General features: G+C 66.3%; 18 protein-coding genes. 12 read left to right on the top strand and 6 right to left on the bottom strand.

What is annotated here, in order from left to right:
- Positions 1–8 precede the first annotated feature (8 nt).
- Genes HTA01S_RS11960 through HTA01S_RS11950 form a run of 3 tightly spaced genes read right to left on the bottom strand, consistent with a single transcriptional unit; the run spans position 9 to position 2,797 of the window.
- Complete coding sequence (locus HTA01S_RS11960) at positions 9–500, bottom strand: aromatic-ring-hydroxylating dioxygenase subunit beta (RefSeq protein WP_068171440.1); 492 nt, start codon at positions 498–500, stop codon at positions 9–11.
- Complete coding sequence (locus HTA01S_RS11955) at positions 497–1,762, bottom strand: aromatic ring-hydroxylating dioxygenase subunit alpha (RefSeq protein WP_068171437.1); 1,266 nt, start codon at positions 1,760–1,762, stop codon at positions 497–499. The genes HTA01S_RS11960 and HTA01S_RS11955 overlap by 4 nt, the downstream gene beginning before the upstream one ends.
- Positions 1,763–1,810: 48 nt before the next feature.
- Positions 1,811–2,797: a 2Fe-2S iron-sulfur cluster-binding protein gene (locus tag HTA01S_RS11950; protein WP_068171435.1), complete on the bottom strand. Its 987-nt coding sequence runs from the start codon at positions 2,795–2,797 to the stop codon at positions 1,811–1,813.
- Positions 2,798–2,912: 115 nt separating this feature from the next.
- Between HTA01S_RS11950 and HTA01S_RS11945 the strand changes: the two genes are divergently transcribed.
- Together HTA01S_RS11945 and HTA01S_RS11940 are read left to right on the top strand one after the other, a co-directional pair.
- Positions 2,913–3,818 carry a LysR family transcriptional regulator gene (locus HTA01S_RS11945; protein WP_068171432.1) on the top strand — a complete coding sequence of 302 codons (906 nt, stop codon included), beginning with the start codon at positions 2,913–2,915 and terminating at the stop codon, positions 3,816–3,818.
- 74 nt (positions 3,819–3,892) lie between these two features.
- Positions 3,893–4,741 carry a plasmid replication/partition related protein gene (locus HTA01S_RS11940; protein ID WP_068171429.1) on the top strand — a complete coding sequence of 283 codons (849 nt, stop codon included), beginning with the start codon at positions 3,893–3,895 and terminating at the stop codon, positions 4,739–4,741.
- A gap of 11 nt (positions 4,742–4,752) precedes the next feature.
- Here HTA01S_RS11940 and HTA01S_RS11935 read toward each other — a convergent pair whose 3' ends face one another.
- Genes HTA01S_RS11935 through HTA01S_RS11925 form a run of 3 tightly spaced genes read right to left on the bottom strand, consistent with a single transcriptional unit; the run spans position 4,753 to position 6,503 of the window.
- Positions 4,753–5,883: a hypothetical protein gene (locus HTA01S_RS11935; protein WP_245638072.1), complete on the bottom strand. Its 1,131-nt coding sequence runs from the start codon at positions 5,881–5,883 to the stop codon at positions 4,753–4,755.
- Positions 5,883–6,215 (bottom strand): metal-sulfur cluster assembly factor, encoded by a 333-nt coding sequence (locus HTA01S_RS11930; RefSeq protein WP_068171849.1) that lies wholly within the window; start codon positions 6,213–6,215, stop codon positions 5,883–5,885. Before HTA01S_RS11930 ends, HTA01S_RS11935 begins: the two co-directional genes overlap by 1 nt.
- Positions 6,216–6,251: 36 nt before the next feature.
- Complete coding sequence (locus HTA01S_RS11925; RefSeq protein ID WP_068171427.1) at positions 6,252–6,503, bottom strand: DUF2249 domain-containing protein; 252 nt, start codon at positions 6,501–6,503, stop codon at positions 6,252–6,254.
- Between the two features lie 285 nt (positions 6,504–6,788).
- On the opposite strand from HTA01S_RS11925, the gene HTA01S_RS11920 reads away from it, so the two are divergent.
- The 10 genes from HTA01S_RS11920 (at position 6,789) to HTA01S_RS11875 (ending at position 14,927) form a co-directional block, all read left to right on the top strand.
- The gene (locus HTA01S_RS11920; protein ID WP_068171422.1) at positions 6,789–7,448 is read left to right on the top strand and encodes an ArsR/SmtB family transcription factor; all 660 of its coding nucleotides are present in this window, start codon (positions 6,789–6,791) and stop codon (positions 7,446–7,448) included.
- A 10-nt stretch (positions 7,449–7,458) separates the two neighbouring features.
- On the top strand, positions 7,459–8,331 hold the full coding sequence (locus tag HTA01S_RS11915; RefSeq protein WP_068171419.1) for a sterol desaturase family protein: 873 nt from the start codon (positions 7,459–7,461) through the stop codon (positions 8,329–8,331).
- Positions 8,332–8,446: 115 nt separating this feature from the next.
- Positions 8,447–8,911 carry a rhodanese-like domain-containing protein gene (locus HTA01S_RS11910; RefSeq protein WP_068171416.1) on the top strand — a complete coding sequence of 155 codons (465 nt, stop codon included), beginning with the start codon at positions 8,447–8,449 and terminating at the stop codon, positions 8,909–8,911.
- A gap of 91 nt (positions 8,912–9,002) precedes the next feature.
- Positions 9,003–9,608, top strand: a complete 606-nt coding sequence (locus tag HTA01S_RS11905; RefSeq protein ID WP_068171411.1) for a TetR/AcrR family transcriptional regulator — start codon at positions 9,003–9,005, stop codon at positions 9,606–9,608.
- 111 nt (positions 9,609–9,719) lie between these two features.
- Positions 9,720–10,721: an NADP-dependent oxidoreductase gene (locus HTA01S_RS11900; protein ID WP_068171408.1), complete on the top strand. Its 1,002-nt coding sequence runs from the start codon at positions 9,720–9,722 to the stop codon at positions 10,719–10,721.
- An 86-nt stretch (positions 10,722–10,807) separates the two neighbouring features.
- Entirely contained in the window at positions 10,808–11,512 is a 705-nt protein-coding gene (locus HTA01S_RS11895; protein WP_068171406.1) for an SDR family oxidoreductase, read from the top strand.
- 48 nt (positions 11,513–11,560) lie between these two features.
- Positions 11,561–12,637 (top strand): alkene reductase, encoded by a 1,077-nt coding sequence (locus HTA01S_RS11890; protein ID WP_068171403.1) that lies wholly within the window; start codon positions 11,561–11,563, stop codon positions 12,635–12,637.
- 13 nt (positions 12,638–12,650) lie between these two features.
- Positions 12,651–13,619, top strand: coding sequence for an alpha/beta fold hydrolase (locus tag HTA01S_RS11885; protein ID WP_084236051.1), 969 nt, complete (start codon positions 12,651–12,653; stop codon positions 13,617–13,619).
- A gap of 25 nt (positions 13,620–13,644) precedes the next feature.
- Positions 13,645–14,490 carry an alpha/beta fold hydrolase gene (locus tag HTA01S_RS11880; RefSeq protein WP_068171401.1) on the top strand — a complete coding sequence of 282 codons (846 nt, stop codon included), beginning with the start codon at positions 13,645–13,647 and terminating at the stop codon, positions 14,488–14,490.
- Between the two features lie 47 nt (positions 14,491–14,537).
- Entirely contained in the window at positions 14,538–14,927 is a 390-nt protein-coding gene (locus HTA01S_RS11875; RefSeq protein WP_068171396.1) for a helicase, read from the top strand.
- Positions 14,928–15,232: the final 305 nt, after the last annotated feature.

Raw genomic sequence — 15,232 nt, 5'->3', positions numbered from 1 at the left:
GACTTGCCTCAGATCGGGTAGATGATGGAATTGGCGATCATTTCGCTGTCGTACACGCACAGGCGCGACAGCAGCTTCAGGCCCTCGGGCCGGCGCACGATCACGTCGCGGTAGAAGCCGGCGCTCAGCACGATGGACTCCGCGTCGATCTTGGTGCGGATGACGGCGTAATTGGCCTCGGACTCGATGCGCTCGCCGTCTGCGGTCTGCTCGATCCGGATCACGCGCGGCGTGCCCACGATGTGGCGCTGGTAGTACGGATCGTGGTACATGGTTTCTTTCACGCCGTACACCCGGTCCCGGATCATGGCCTGGCTCTCCAGCGCCAACAGGCACAGCGGCAGGCCCTGCTCGTGGTTCTCACGCGGCTGCAGCCGGTAGCTGCCTTCCTCGACGAAGAACTCGGGCCACCGTTCCCAGTCGGCCGAGTCGCACACCATGGCGTAGTCGCTGTAGAGATTGAGCAGTTCGAAGTAGGTCTTGAAGTCGATCATGTTCATTCCCCCATCACCTTGCGCCAGTAGTCGTACATGCCACGAATCAGGGTCTCGGTCACCATGTGATCGGTGTCGCCGATGTTGTGCCCGCCCATTTCGAGCACGGTACGGTGCGCGGGCTTCTGCTCGAAACCCTCCTGTGACCACTCGATCACCTCGCCGTCGTCGGCCGACACAAAGCCGGCCGGGCCGAACAGGTTGGCCTGGATCAGGCGGCGCTGCTCCATCTCGGGCGAGTCGTCTTCAAAGCCGAAGTGGGTCCAGACGAAGTCGAACGAGCCATGCCCGTTGGGCTGGATGTGGCGGGTGGACACGCTGTTGACCTGCTGCTGGATGATCACGCTGGGGAAGATGGTGGTCATCACCGCGGTCGGGCCGTCCCACCAGGGCTCGGGCACGATGTCGAGCAGGCGCGGGTCGTTGAGCTTCATGGACTCCTTGAAGCTGTCCACACCGGCCACCACCTCCTCGTTCCTGCCGCCCTGCCCCCGCGTGGAGATCATGGCGGCGTGGCGGAAGTGCGCGTCCATCTTGAGCTCCGACTTGTTGTCGGCGCGCCAGAGGCCGAAGGTGGAAAACCAGGTGTGCAGCAGGCCGGGGTGGTAGGGGTCCTTGATGTTCTCCTGCATCAGCTTCCAGTTGCCCGGGATGCGCTGGCGCCGGTAGCCCAGCACCTTGAGCGGGCGGCCATCGAACACACGGTCGAAGTACTTCAGGATGGTGGGGCCGAGGAAGTCCTCGAACGGTTCCACGCCGTGGTCGAACGACGCGAACACCACACCGCCGCGGGTGGCCACCTTGAGCTTGGTCAGCCCGTGGTCTTCGAGCTTGAAGTCCTTGGGCATGCCGCCGTTGACCTTGCCGTCCTGCTTGACGCCACGGCGGAATGGCACGCCCTGCAGGTCGCCCTTGAGGCTGTAGTTCCACTGGTGGTAGGGGCAGAAAAAGTCTTTCGCCGCCTTGCCGCTGCGCTCGCGGCAAAAGCGCATGCCGCGGTGGGCACAGACGTTCTCCACCACGTTGATGCCGCCATCGGGGTCGCGCACCATGATGACCGAGCGCTCGCCGATCACCGAGCGCCTGAAGTCGCCCGGGTGGGGGATCTCCGCCTCCAGGCCCACGTAGCACCAGTGGCCGGCGTAGAAGAGCCGGTCCAGCTCGCGCTGGTAGAGGTCGTCGCGGGTATAGGCCCAGAACGGAACCTGGCTGGTGCCGTCACCCGGCCATGCCGGGTTCTGGGGAAACACGGTGGGGGTGTCGCTCATCGTGGGGTCTCCTGGGGTGGGGTGTTGTGTGGGGGCGGGTGGCGCGTGTCAGACGCCGCCGGGGTAGAAAGCGTCCGCGTGCACGTGCTCAGGGGCCACGCCCATGCGGCGCACCAGCAGGCTGAGCGCTTCCACCATCGCGGGCGCGCCGCACAGGTAGGCGCGCCAGCCGGCCAGCGAGGCGATGTCCTGTGCGATGGCGTCTGTCACCAGACCGCTGCGCAGGCCCGCGCCCACCGTGCCGGTGGCCACCACGATGTGGACGCGCAGGTTGGGGTGGCGCTGCGCCAGGGCGCTCAGGCGGTCGGCGTCGTACAGGTCGTCCTGGCTGCGCACCCCGAAGTACAGGTGGATCGGGTTCTCCATGCCCCCTTCGAGCGCACCCCGCACGATCGAGAGCACGGGCGCCAGCCCGGTGCCACCGCCCACGCACAGCATGGGCCCCGTGTGTTGGCGGCGCAGATAGGCCGTGCCGAGCGGGCCACTGAGGCGGATCGTCGAACCGGGCTTGAGTTCGTCGAACACGTACCCTGTGACACGCCCCCCGGGCACGCGACGGATCTGGAACTCCATGTCGGCGTCGTCGGGCAGGCCCGCCATGGAATAGGGCCGGATGTGCTCGGGGGTGAACTGCAGCGTGGCGTACTGCCCCGGGCTGAAGGCCAGCGGCTTGGCCAGCCGGACCCGCAGGCGCTGGATGTCGTGCGTGGCGTCTTCGATGGCGGTGACCGTGCCTTTGACGATGCGCGCCGGGTGAACCACCACCTCGTCCACCTCAGGCACTTCGATGGTGCAGTTCTCGGTCAGCACCGCCTGGCAGGCCAGCACGTAGCGGCCTGCGCCGGTCTGCGGGCGGCCGGCTTCGGGGCCGGCGTCCACCAGGTCGCCGTCCACCACGCGGCAGCGGCAGGTGCCGCAGCGCCCCGACATGCAGCTGTAGGAGATGGGAACCTCATTGGCCCGCAGAACGTCCAGCAGGTTCTTTCCACTGTCCACGTTCAGGCGAAGCTTGAGCGGTTCTACGACGAGTTCCATGGCGGTTTGTGTCTCGATGTCTCCGATGTGGGCCGATTCTGGAGCGCCGAGTCTTATCAGTCGATAAAGCAAACCGCATAGATAGAATCACCATCATGAATATGGCCAGCACCCCATGGACCTGCGCGACATCGACCTGAATCTGCTGGTGGTGTTCAACCAGCTGCTGCTCGACCGCAGTGTGTCCACGGCCGCCGACAAGCTCGGGCTCTCGCAGCCGGCGGTGAGCAACGCGCTCAAGCGCCTGCGGGTGGTGTTGAAGGACGAGCTGTTCCTGCGCACCTCGCGCGGCATGGAGCCCACGCCCTATGCGCTGCACCTGGCCGAGCCGGTGGTGTACGCGCTCAACGCGCTGCAGACCGCCTTGTCGCGGCGCGACTCGTTCGACCCGCTGACCAGCCAGCGCACCTTCAACCTCGCCATGACCGACATCGGCGAGATGTACTTCATGCCCCCGCTGATGGACGCTCTGTCGCGCCTGGCGCCGCAGGTACGGGTCCACACCCACCGGCCGAACGCCGACCAGTTGCGGGACGACATGGCCTCGGGTTCGGTGGACCTCACGCTGGGCCTGATGCCCCACCTGCAGGCCGGCTTTTTCCAGCGCCGGCTGTTCCGGCAGCGCTACGTGTGCATGTTCCGCCAGGGCCACCCCACGGCCCGCTCGCCCATGAGCCTGGCGCAGTTCTGCAAGCTGGAGCACGTGGGCGTGGTGGCGCCGAACACCGGCCACGGCGAGGTGGACGGCCTGCTGGCGCGCGCCGGCATCGAGCGGCGCATGCGCCTGGTGGTGCCGCACTTCATCGCCGTGGGGCACATCCTGCAGAGCACCGACCTGATCGCGACGCTGCCCGAGCGTTTTGCGCAGCGCTGCCAGGAGCCGTTCAAGCTGGTGATCTCCCCACACCCGGTGAAGCTGCCCGAGATCGCCATCAACCTGTTCTGGCACGCCAAGTACAACCGCGACCCGGACAGTGTGTGGCTGCGCCAGTTGATCGTCGAACTGTTCGCCGACCAGTGATGCCAGCGCGGGGCGGGGCGCTGCCCGCCCATCTACAATTCGCGCCCCCGAGCCACGCCCCGAACCCCGACCCCATGAACATCACTGTCAACCCGGAATTCAAAGCCTATATCGACCCCTTGACCCCGGAGGAACACGAAGCGCTGGAGCGCAGCCTGCTGGCCGAGGGCTGCCGCGATGCGCTGGTGCTCTGGGGCGACGTGCTGGTGGACGGGCACAACCGCTACGGCATCTGCCAGAAACACGGTCTGCCCTTCCAGACGGTGCAGAACCCGCGCTTCCAGTCCATGGAGGACGTGCACCTGTGGATGATCGACCAGCACCTGGGCCGGCGCAGCGTGTCGGACTTCCAGCGCGGCGTGCTGGCGCTGCGCAAGCGCGAGATCATCGCCGAGCGGCGCTCGCGGGTGCTGGCTTCGCCGCCGCCGGACGCCCTGCCCGAGGCATCCGATCATGCCGAGCCGGCCATGCCGGCGGACAGCCCGGCGGCCACCGCCCCCGCGCTCGAACCCAAGCCCCTGAACAGCCGTGAAGACATCGCCAAGGCGGCGCGGCTCAGCAGCAGCCAGGTGGTGATGATCGAAAAGATCCAGAAGCAGGCCGAGCCCGAGCTGGTCGCGGCCCTGAAATCCGGCACGATCTCGCTCAACGCCGCGGCGGCCGTGGCCAGCCTGCCGGCCGAGGAGCAGAAGGCGGCCGCGCTGGCCGGCAAGGAAGAACTCAAGCTGGCGGCCAAGCGGGTGCGTGAATCGCGGCGCAAGCCGCAGGACGCGGACGCCGACACGCCGCCGCAGGAAGCACAGCAGCCCACCGACGAGCTGGCGGCCTTGCGCCAGCAGGTGGCGCAGCTGCAAGCAGAAAACACCGCCCTGCGCCAGCAGGTGCAGGCCCTGCGAAGCCAGCTGGAAGAAGCCTCTGCGTAAGCTGCCCGCGCCTACGGTGCGGGAGCGCCGTGCTTCAGGCGCCAGACCAGCGCCGCGCCGGCCACGGTGGCGGCAAACAGGCCCATGGCCACGGCGTTGAACAGGGCGCCGCTGGCGCGCAGGCCCAGGTCCACCAAGCCTGGCCCGAGGCGCACCAGCAACGACAGGTACAGGGCCGCCAGCGGCAGATAGAACGGCCAGCCGAACTGCAGCTTGACCCGGGCGATGGCCGGCAGGATCACCGGGGCGTGCCCCATCATCATGCTGACGATGAAGCCCAGCCCCAGAGCGTGCAGCGCGGCGTCCCGCAGCGGCAGGCCCAGCGCGGCCCCGGCCCAGGCGAGGCCCGCGACGGCGAGCCAGGCGTACCCGCCCAGCAGGCACACGGCCATGTAGCGCGTCAGGCCGTCGGCGTGGATGGTGCGGCGGGCGATGTCGAACACCCCCAGCCAAAGGGCCAACAGGAACAGCGACACGCCGTAGAGAACGCCCCCGGCCACGGGCGCGAACAAGGACACGCTGGCGCCCCCCACCATGGCGGCCAACACCAGGAACAGCGAGAAGCGTGCGCCGGGGCGCGTGCGCATCAGCCGGGTCATCTCCAGCCGCTCGGCGGCAATGGTCATCACCAGAAAGGCGAACCACCAGGGCAGGCTCGCCACGTCACCCGGCCGTAACAGGAACACCAGGCCGCCCGCGAGCCAGGCCAGCGCGGCGGCCAGCAGCAGCACCGTGTGGGCCGCGCGCTGGCGGCGCACGATCACCAGGTTAACGACCACGAAGATGGCCGCGGCCACCACGATCAGCACGGCCGCCGGGCCGCTGAACCCGAGCAGCAGGCACAGCCCGGCCAGGCCCGAGGCCAGCGGTGCCAGCCAGGCGCCCGCGGCCTTGACGGCCACGGCCCGCTCGATGCCGATGACCGTGCCCATGAAGCCGCAGATCATCAGGGCCGCGTGCGACAGCGCGGCGTACCCCAGCCAGGCATGGGACTGGAAGAGCTGGGGCAGCTGCACGCCCGCTCGCAGCAGCCCACCGGCAATGCCCCCCAGCAGCGCCATGGCCACGAGGACCAGCAGCCCGGGCGCCAACCGGTGGCGGCGCGGCCGCGGGCGGGCGATGCGGGAGGCGCGCTCGACCATCAGCGGTCCATGAAGCGCCGGGCGCGCTCGCTCAGGCGCTCCTCGCTCCAGGGCGGTTCCCAGACCAGCTCCACCTGGATCAGCATGTCCGGCGGCAGGTCCCGGTCCAGCTCGTTTTCGATCTCTTCGATGATCAGATCGGTCACCGGACAGGCGGCCGAGGTCATGGTCACCCGGGCATGCACCTTGTTGTCCGCCACGCTCACCTGGTAGATCAGGCCCAGGTCCACCACGTTGATCGAAACCTCCGGGTCCACCACGCGTCGCAGCGCCTTGGCGATCGGTTCGAGCAGAGCGTCCGGTCCGTCGTAGGGAAAGGGGGTGGATGTCATGGAAGGCTCCTGCGCGCCGGGCGGCACACCCGGCATTCAACCAATGACACTGAAGTCGAGCACCACTTCACCCGGGTCACGACGCAGGTATTCCAGGGAAACCGCGTCCCCGAAGGTCTGGCGGATCTGCGCCAGCAGCGGGATGGGATCGTGGTCGTTGACGAAGCGCATGGTTTCCCCCGGCTGCAGGCTTTTCAGCGCACCGAAGATGGCGGCGTGGCGAAAGCGCTTGGCCACGCCACGGGCGTCGAAGAGGTGGACGTTCTGGAGGGGTGATGTGTTGCTCATGGGAACCTCGTGAAGAAGGAAGAGACAGGAAGCGGGAAGCGCCGGTTTGCACCCCTCCGCAAGCACCGCATCGACCAGCACCGGTGCCTGGCAACGCCGTGCATCCGTTTAAAGATGCATTTTGAATGAATCTATTGTAGATGGAATTCCTAAAAGGTGCACTTGATATGAATCAAATTCGGATGATGCCCATCCCGGGCTGGCGCCGGGCGCGCGAGCGCGAAGCCGTGACCGCTGGTCGGTCGCTTTCTCCGCATCATTCAAACAATCAATAGAATGTTATTCATGAAACAACGCCAACTCAAAGATCTGCTGTACGAGCAGGTGGCCCGCATCGGCAAGGCACTGGGCAGCCCCAAGCGGCTGGAACTGCTGGAAATGCTGGCGCAGGGCGAAAAGTCGGTGGACGTGCTCGCGGCCGAGCTGTCGATCGACATCAAGCTCGCCAGCGCCCACCTGAAGGCGCTGCGCGATGCGCGGCTGGTCACGAGCCGGCGCGAAGGCAAGTTCATCCACTACCGCCTGAGCGGGCCGGATGTGGCGGGCCTGGGCGTGAAGCTGCGCGAGGTGGCCGAAGAACACCTGCTGGAGCTGCGCCTGGCGCTCGACCAGATGGCCGCCCACCCCGGCCAACTCGCGGCCGTGGACCGCCAGGCGCTGATGGAGCAGGCGCAGCGCGGCGAGGTGGTGGTGATCGACGTGCGGCCGCAGGACGAGTTCGATGCGGCACACCTGCCGTACGCGCGCTCCATGCCACTGGCCGAGATCGGGAAACGGCTCGCGGCCTTGCCGCGCGACAAGGAGATCGTCGCCTACTGCCGCGGGCCGTTCTGCCTGCTGTCCGACGAAGCCGTGGCGCTGCTGCTCTCGCACGGCTACCGCGCACGCAAGGTGTCCGACGGCGTGAGCGAGTGGCAGGCCGCGGGTCTGCCACTGGAGCGCTGAGAGACGTTTCATGAACATCGAAGCCTGGGTGCTGACGCACGAATGGATGATCCGCATCGGCGCCTTCGCCGGGGTGTTCGCCCTCGTGGCCCTGTGGGAGCTGGCGTCGCCACGCCGGACGCTCCAGTTGCCGCGCGCGCAGCGCTGGGCCAGCAACCTCGGCGTCGTGCTGCTCAACACCGCGATCGTGCGCCTGGTGTTCCCCACGGCCGCGGTGGGCATGGCCGCCTTGGGGGCCGAGAGGGGCTGGGGGCTGCTGAACAACTTCCCCGTGCCGTTCTGGCTCGCGGTGCCGCTGGCCGTGGTGGCGATGGACTTCGTGATCTGGCTGCAGCACGTGATGGTGCACGCCGTGCCTGCGCTCTGGCGGCTGCACCGGGTGCACCACGCCGACCTGGACTACGACCTGACCACGGGCACACGCTTCCACCCGCTGGAGATCGTGCTCTCCATGGGCATCAAGTTCGCCACCATCGCACTGCTGGGCGCGCCGGTACTGGCGGTGGTGGTCTTCGAGGTGCTGCTCAGTGCCTGCGCCATGTTCAACCACGGCAACATCCGCCTGCCCGATCGGCTGGACCGAGCGCTGCGCTGGGTCCTCGTCACGCCCGACATGCACCGCGTGCACCACTCGGTGGAAGACGACGAGAGCAACTCCAACTTCGGCTTCAACCTCCCCTGGTGGGACCGCCTGTTCGGCACCTACCGCGAACAGCCGCGCGCCGGTCAGATCGGCATGGTCATCGGCATCCACGGCCACACCGACCCACACGAGGTGGCGCGCCTGCCCGGCATGCTGATGCTGCCCTTCAAGGGGCAGGTCACCGACTACGCGATCAACCGCCGCCCCTGCACCGAACCCCACGTCGGGAACGACCCCTGAGCGTTTCCCTGCGCGGATGAGGGGAAACACCTGTCTGCCTTATCCCGTTGCCCCGAGACAATATCAGTTAATGCTGATAAACGACTTGTTTCAAAACCGCCCCACTGGAAATCCCATGAAACCGCAACACCTGGCGCTCGCCGCCCTCACCGCCGCCAGCCTGTGGCTGGCCCCCGCCGCCCACGCCGACAACCAGGCCATCGCCGTGGACGAGATGGCGGCCTACCTGGAATTCGTGGACTACGGCGGCGGCGTGATCTTTGCCGAGCAGATCCCGGCCGATGAGTGGAAAAGGATGATCGTCATCGACGCGCGCGACGCGGGCCAGTTCGCCAAGGGCCACATCCCCGGCGCGATCCACATGGACTGGCGCCAGGTGCTGGCCCAGCGCAGCACCATCCCGAAAGACAAACCGGTGCTGATCTACTGCAACACCGGGTCGCTCTCGGCCCAGGCCGGTTTCGCCCTGCGCGTGGCGGGCTGGGACAACGTGCGCATCCTGCAAGGCGGCATGGAGGAGTGGAAAGCCAAGGGCGGGTTTGACGCCGCCGCCCGGGCCACCGCGCCGGCCAGGCACTGAGGCCCAAGGGACTCTGTCCCGCAGACTTTTCCTGTGATGGGCTCCAGAGCTTGAAAAACGGGAGCCATTGCACAGTTGGCAGATGTTATGTATGATGCACATCATGCGAAAGACGCAAACCAACATCCGGGCCGCCGCCAAAGAAGCTTCACACGAGCGCATCGTGCAGGCCGCTGCTCGCGCCATCCGGCGCAGCGGCTACGACGGTACGGGGGTGGCCGACATCATGAAAGAGGCGGGTCTGACGCACGGTGCGTTCTATGCGCACTTCGAGTCCCGCGAAGCCATGCTGGCCGAGGCGGCGGACCGTGCGGGCGCCGAGTCCAACGCCTTCGCGGCCCGTGTCATTGCCGCTGCCCCGCCCGAGCAGGCGTTGCAGGCGCTGATGCAGACCTATCTCTCCAAAGAGCACCTGGCGGGTATCGAAACCGGTTGCCCTGTGTCGGCCCTGGGTTCTGAAATGCCCCGCCAGTCGCCCGAAGTGCGCCGGGCGGCCACACGCCGCATCAAGGAGATGATCGATCTGGTGGCGCGTCAGTCACCGGATTGGGGGCAGCCCGGCGCCCATGAGCGCGCGCTGGTGACGGTGTCCACCATGGTGGGCACACTGATGCTGGCCCGCGCGGTCGACGACCCGGCGTTGTCGGACGCGCTGTGCAGCGCGGCCTTGAAGCGCCTGGCCCCTTCCGGGGCCTGACCCGTGGGCCCGCTTTTTTTTGCCCATATATATGATGATCATCATGTCAAATACTCTCCTGTCCCGGTCCGCTGGGTTCGTCTCTTGCACTGTTTTGAAAAAGGAAACGCCATGAAAGCCTTCGTCCTGGACCGCTACGGGAAGAAAGAAGCACTGCGGGCCGCCGATGTGCCGGAACCGGAGCTGCGTGAAGACGAGGTCCTGATCCAGGTGCACGCAACCGCGGTGAACCTGCTGGACGCCAAGCTTCGAAACGGCGAGTTCAAGCTCATCCTGCCGTACCGCACACCCTTCGTGCTGGGGCACGACGTGGCCGGCGTGGTGGTCCGTGTCGGACCGCGGGTGCGCCAGTTCAAGCTGGGCGACGAGGTCTACGCCCGGCCCGATGACTTCCGCATCGGCACCTTCGCCGAGTTGGTGGCCGTCAAAGAGGACTCGGTGGCGATCAAGCCTCGGAACATCAGCATGGAAGAGGCCGCGTCCATCCCTCTGGTGGGCCTGACGGCGTGGCAGGCGCTGGTGGAAAAGGCCAGACTCAAAAAGGGGCAGAAGGTCTTCATCCAGGCGGGTTCCGGCGGCGTGGGCACGTTTGCCATCCAGTTGGCCAAGCACCTCGGTGCGACGGTGGCCACCACCACCAGCGCGGGCAACGCAGCCCTGGTCAAGAGCCTGGGTGCGGATGTGATCGTCGACTACAAGAAGGACGCCTTTGAAAAACGCCTGAGCGGCTATGACGTGGTGCTCAACAGCCAGGACGGCAAGACGTTGCGCAAGTCCCTGGGCGTGCTCAAACCCGGCGGCAGCCTCATCTCCATCTCGGGGCCACCCGATCCCCGGTTTGCCGAAGACATCAAGGCCCCGTGGGTGGTAAAGCAGGTCGTGCGCGCCCTGAGCTTTGGTGTCCGCAGGCAAGCCCGGCGCCTCCAGGTTGGCTATGCCTTCCTGTTCATGAAGGCCAGCGGCAGCCAGTTGCGGCAGATCACGCCGCTGATCGAATCGGGAACCATCCGCCCGGTGATCGACAAGGTCTTCCCCTTCGAAGCCACCAACGAGGCCTTGGCCTACGTCGAAAGCGGCCGAGCCAAAGGAAAGGTGGTCATCAAGGTCCGATGAGCCGTTCCACCTCAACCATTTCGCACACCTTCTCATATGACAAACGTCATATGACATCCCCCTCACCCACCTTTTTAGAGCCTCCCATGAACATTGAAAATTCCGTCGTCCTGATCACGGGTGCCAACCGCGGCATCGGCCTGGCCTTTGCGCGCGAACTGCTGGCCCGTGGCGCCAGCAAGGTCTACGCCGCCGCGCGCGATCCCGCCACCGTGACCTTGGCCGGCGTCGAGGCCTTGCGGCTCGACGTCACCCAACCCGAGGAGATCGCGGCCGCCGCGCAACAGGCCGCTGACGTCACCCTGGTGATCAACAACGCGGGCATTGCCCAGCCCGGCGGTTTCCTGGCACCCGACAGCGACGCGGTGGCGCGCCGCGTCTTCGAGACCAACTTCTTTGGCGTGTTGAACGTGAGCCAGGCCTTTGCGCCGGTGCTCAAGGCCAACGGTGGTGGCGCACTGCTCAATGTGTTGTCGGTGGCGTCTTGGGTCAACGGCGGCGAACTGGCCGCCTATTCGGCGAGCAAGTCGGCGGCGTGGTCGCTGACCAACGCCCTGCGCCACGAGCTGGCCAGCCAGAAGACCCAGGTGCTGGGCCTGCACATGGCCTATGTCGACACCGACCTCACACGGGGCTTCGAGGTCCCGAAAAGCAGCGCCGAAGAGATCGTGCAACGGGCGCTCGACGGTCTGGAAGCGGGCGCCGACGAGGTGCTGGCCGACGCGCTCACCGAGCAGGTCCGGCAGGGCCTGACGGCAACGCGCCCGGTCTACCTCCCCCAGGGCCAATGAGCCCAACCCCTCCGGCCCCACGCCAACACCACCCACAGAAAGACCGCCATGCTCTTCACCACACACTCTGCGCCTTCCCTGCAGCTCCGCAACCGCATCGTCATGGCGCCCATGACGCGGAGCCGGGCGGTGGACCACAACACGCCCAATGCCCTGATGGCCGAGTACTACGGCCAGCGGGCCTCGGCCGGGCTGATCGTCACCGAGGGCACCTCGCCCTCGCCCAACGGCCTGGGCTACGCCCGCATTCCGGGCCTGTTCACCGAAGCGCATGTGCAGGGGTGGAAGCTGGTGACAGACGCCGTGCACGCCAAAGGCGGCAAGATCTTTGTGCAGCTGATGCACACGGGGCGCGTGGCCCATGTGGCCAACCTGCCTGCCGGTGCGCAAGTGCTCGCGCCGACGGCCGAGGTCTGCCCCGGCGAGATGTTTACCGACACCCAGGGCATGCAGCCGCACAGCGCACCACGCGCCATGACCGCTGACGACATCGCCCACGCCGTGGCGGAGTACGCCAGGTCGGCCCAGCTGGCCATTGAGGCGGGCTTCGACGGTGTCGAGCTGCACGCGGCGAACGGCTATCTGATAGAGCAGTTTCTGAACGCCAACGTGAACCACCGCTCCGATGGGTACGGGGGCAGCATCGAGGGCCGCAACCGCTTCGCACTGGAGGTGGCTCGCGCCACGGTCGCTGCCATCGGCGCAGACCGGGTGGGCATCCGGCTCTCGCCCTACGGCGTTTTCAACGGCATGGGCGGATACCCCGAGGTCGAGGCGCAGGTCCTGGCCCTCATCGAAGAACTGGCGCAGTTGGGCATTCTGTATGTGCACCTGCTGGACCACTCGGCCCTGGGCGCGCCGCCCGTGCCTGCCGAGTTCAAGTTCCGCCTTCGTGTGGCGTTTCACGGCCTGTTCATCCTGGCCGGTGGGTTTGATCGGGCGGGTGCAGAAAGTGCACTCACAGCGGGTCACGCCGATCTGATCGCCTTTGCCCGCCCGTTCATCGCCAACCCCGATCTGGTGGAACGCATGCAAGCCAAGGCGGCGTTGAACCCCGTGGACATGACGACGTTCTACACGCCGGGTCCCAAGGGCTACACCGACTATCCAGCGCTCGGCACCTGATGGGAGACTCACGATGAAACACCTGCTCAAGACGACCGTGCTGGGCCTCGCTCTGTCCACGACCCTCCAGACGTCCACGCTGCTGGCGGCAGAGCCTGTCGCCACCGGGGCGGACCCAAGCCAGCTCTCGCTCGGACGACCGTCTGAAGTCACCTGGAAGAACGTCCCTACCCAAACCATCACGGTTGGCGGCGTGAACTTCGCGTACCGGGAAATGGGCCAGTACAACGGCGGAACGCCCGTGGTGTTTCTGGTCCATCTGGCTGCGGTCCTGGACAACTGGGACCCTCGGATCATGGACGGTATCGCGGCGAAGCACCACGTCATCGCTTTCGACAACCGCGGTATCGGGGCCTCCAGTGGCTCGCCGTCGAATTCGATGGAACAGATGGCGGACGATGCCATCAGCTTCATCCACGCCAAGGGCTTTCAGCAGGTGGACCTGCTGGGCTTTTCGTTGGGCGGCATGGTCGCCCAGGAAATCGTGCTGAAGGAGCCGCAACTCGTGCGCAAGATGGTGCTCGCGGGCACCGGCCCTGCGGGTGGCGAAGGCATCAGCACCGTGGCGGGGGTGACCGTCTACGACATGCTCCGGGGCTTCTTCACGGGCCAGGATGCCAAGCAGTTCCTGTTCTTCACGCGGACCCCCGGTGGCATCGAGGCCGGCAAGGCCTTTCTAGCTCGGTTGAAGGAACGCACCGAGGACCGTGACACCGAGATCACGGTGAGCGCATTCCTCGCGCAGCTGGAGGCGCTGCGCGTGTGGGGGAAGAAGGCGCCCGCCGATCTGTCGGTGGTCCAGCAGCCGGTGCTCGTGGTCAACGGTGACAACGACCGCATGGTCCCGACGGTCAACACGCACGACCTGGCCCGGCGGCTGCCCAACAGCCAGCTGATCATCTACCCCGATGCCGGACACGGCGGTGCTTTCCAGTTCCACGCCGACTTCGTGCGCAGCACGCTCGAGTTTCTGGCCCGCTGACGCTTGCCAACAGGACTGTCTCACCATGACCGACACCCACCTCACCGCACCCACTCGCTTCGTCGAAGTCAACGGCGACCAATTCGCCTACCGCCGCTGGGGCAACACCACGACGGACCAGCCACCCCTGTTCTTCCTGCAGCATTTCCGCGGGGGCATGGACCATTGGGACCCACTCATGACCGACGGTCTGGCCGCGGGGCGCGAAGTGATCCTGTTCAACGGTCGCGGCGTCGCCTCTTCCACCGGCACGCCGCGTACCCGGATCGAGGACATGGCCGATGACGCGGCGGCGGTGATCCGGGCCTTGGGACTTCGCCAGGTGGATGTTCTGGGTTTCTCGCTGGGTGGGTTTCAGGCACAGGACCTGACGCGGCGCCACCCTGAACTGGTTCGCAAGCTCATGCTGCTGGGCACCGGTCCACGGGGCGGCAACCCCGACTCGGAGCCTGGCGTGCTGGAGAGAGCGCCGCGCCCTGTTCCAACGGTTGAAGACTTCCTGTTTCTCTTCTTCGGAGCCTCCGAGGCAGCAAAGCAGGCCGGGCGTGACTTCTGGAACCGCCGCCACCAGCGAGCGGACCAGGACCCACCGAGTTCCCCTGCGGTGATGCAGGCCCAGATCGAGGCCAATATGTATTACCTGGCCAAACCCGATCCCAAGGCACCGTTCGCCCACCTGCGCGAGATCCGGCAGCCCACGTTCATTCTGAATGGCGTGAACGACGTGATGATTCCGACCATCAACTCCTGGCATATGGTCCAGAACATTCCGAACGCGCAGCTGTTCGTCTACCCGGATGCCGGTCACGCCGCGCAGTTCCAGTACCCCGAACGCTTCCTGAAGCACGCCATCCAGTTCCTCGGCGAGTAGCGCACCCGCGAGTCGCTGGACACTCCCTTGAAGAAAGACATACCACCATGCTGAAGTTCAAATTCCTGCTGTGGGCCTTGACCAAGCTGCTGCAGCGAGCGGTCAAGAAGAACCCCGCTTGCGCCAGCTACATCGATGGAAAAACGCTGGTGTTTCAGATCCAGACGGCCGACGGCGTGGGGCGCCATTTCCACATAGCCAACGGCCAGGTGGGCTCAAGCGCAGGGCTCACGGAAAGCCCACGCTTCACCATGACGTTCAGAAATGCGGAGAGAGGCTATGCCGTTCTGTCCGCGAAAGACGGAACGGACGCCTTTCTGTCGGCCTTGCGCGATGGGGATCTGGTGATCCGCGGTGACTTTGTCGAGGTGATGTGGTTCCAGGGGCTGACGGCGTACTTGCAGCCAAAGGCTGAGGCTATTGCGCACCCTGCATAAAACATCTACCCGCAGCCTCCATGCCTTGCATCACCGGCGCTGTGGCGTGCCGGCCTGCTCAAGCCACAGGGTGGGCGTCATCTGGAGTTGGAATATCGTCCTGTGGCTCGAGCGTTAGCTGTTCCGGGCGAGCCTGGACGACGCGATCGCCTACCGCCACGCCTCAGCCGTGCAGGTCTTCCCCGTGCGCAAAGCGTCGGTGACAGGGTGGAATGTGGCGGCGCATCGGGGACTCCTGGAGAGAGCCTGGCCGCAGTTCAAACAGAAGGGCATTCGGTGCAAGCGCCTGATCGCCCGGGTGTTGT

The organism is Hydrogenophaga taeniospiralis CCUG 15921, assembly GCF_001592305.1.
GTDB lineage: Bacteria > Pseudomonadota > Gammaproteobacteria > Burkholderiales > Burkholderiaceae_C > Hydrogenophaga > Hydrogenophaga taeniospiralis.
Note: the sequence above shows the minus strand (reverse complement) of the source record. Positions and strands in the feature narration are given on the sequence as shown.

Bases quoted from the DNA above. Each gene is read 5' to 3' on its own strand.
- HTA01S_RS11960 (WP_068171440.1), bottom strand. From the start codon at position 500: ATGAACATGATCGACTTCAAGACCTACTTCGAACTGCTCAATCTCTAC.
- HTA01S_RS11955 (WP_068171437.1), bottom strand. From the start codon at position 1,762: ATGAGCGACACCCCCACCGTGTTTCCCCAGAACCCGGCATGGCCGGGT.
- HTA01S_RS11950 (WP_068171435.1), bottom strand. From the start codon at position 2,797: ATGGAACTCGTCGTAGAACCGCTCAAGCTTCGCCTGAACGTGGACAGT.
- HTA01S_RS11945 (WP_068171432.1), top strand. From the start codon at position 2,913: ATGGACCTGCGCGACATCGACCTGAATCTGCTGGTGGTGTTCAACCAG.
- HTA01S_RS11940 (WP_068171429.1), top strand. From the start codon at position 3,893: ATGAACATCACTGTCAACCCGGAATTCAAAGCCTATATCGACCCCTTG.
- HTA01S_RS11935 (WP_245638072.1), bottom strand. From the start codon at position 5,883: ATGGTCGAGCGCGCCTCCCGCATCGCCCGCCCGCGGCCGCGCCGCCAC.
- HTA01S_RS11930 (WP_068171849.1), bottom strand. From the start codon at position 6,215: ATGACATCCACCCCCTTTCCCTACGACGGACCGGACGCTCTGCTCGAA.
- HTA01S_RS11925 (WP_068171427.1), bottom strand. From the start codon at position 6,503: ATGAGCAACACATCACCCCTCCAGAACGTCCACCTCTTCGACGCCCGT.
- HTA01S_RS11920 (WP_068171422.1), top strand. From the start codon at position 6,789: ATGAAACAACGCCAACTCAAAGATCTGCTGTACGAGCAGGTGGCCCGC.
- HTA01S_RS11915 (WP_068171419.1), top strand. From the start codon at position 7,459: ATGAACATCGAAGCCTGGGTGCTGACGCACGAATGGATGATCCGCATC.
- HTA01S_RS11910 (WP_068171416.1), top strand. From the start codon at position 8,447: ATGAAACCGCAACACCTGGCGCTCGCCGCCCTCACCGCCGCCAGCCTG.
- HTA01S_RS11905 (WP_068171411.1), top strand. From the start codon at position 9,003: ATGATGCACATCATGCGAAAGACGCAAACCAACATCCGGGCCGCCGCC.
- HTA01S_RS11900 (WP_068171408.1), top strand. From the start codon at position 9,720: ATGAAAGCCTTCGTCCTGGACCGCTACGGGAAGAAAGAAGCACTGCGG.
- HTA01S_RS11895 (WP_068171406.1), top strand. From the start codon at position 10,808: ATGAACATTGAAAATTCCGTCGTCCTGATCACGGGTGCCAACCGCGGC.
- HTA01S_RS11890 (WP_068171403.1), top strand. From the start codon at position 11,561: ATGCTCTTCACCACACACTCTGCGCCTTCCCTGCAGCTCCGCAACCGC.
- HTA01S_RS11885 (WP_084236051.1), top strand. From the start codon at position 12,651: ATGAAACACCTGCTCAAGACGACCGTGCTGGGCCTCGCTCTGTCCACG.
- HTA01S_RS11880 (WP_068171401.1), top strand. From the start codon at position 13,645: ATGACCGACACCCACCTCACCGCACCCACTCGCTTCGTCGAAGTCAAC.
- HTA01S_RS11875 (WP_068171396.1), top strand. From the start codon at position 14,538: ATGCTGAAGTTCAAATTCCTGCTGTGGGCCTTGACCAAGCTGCTGCAG.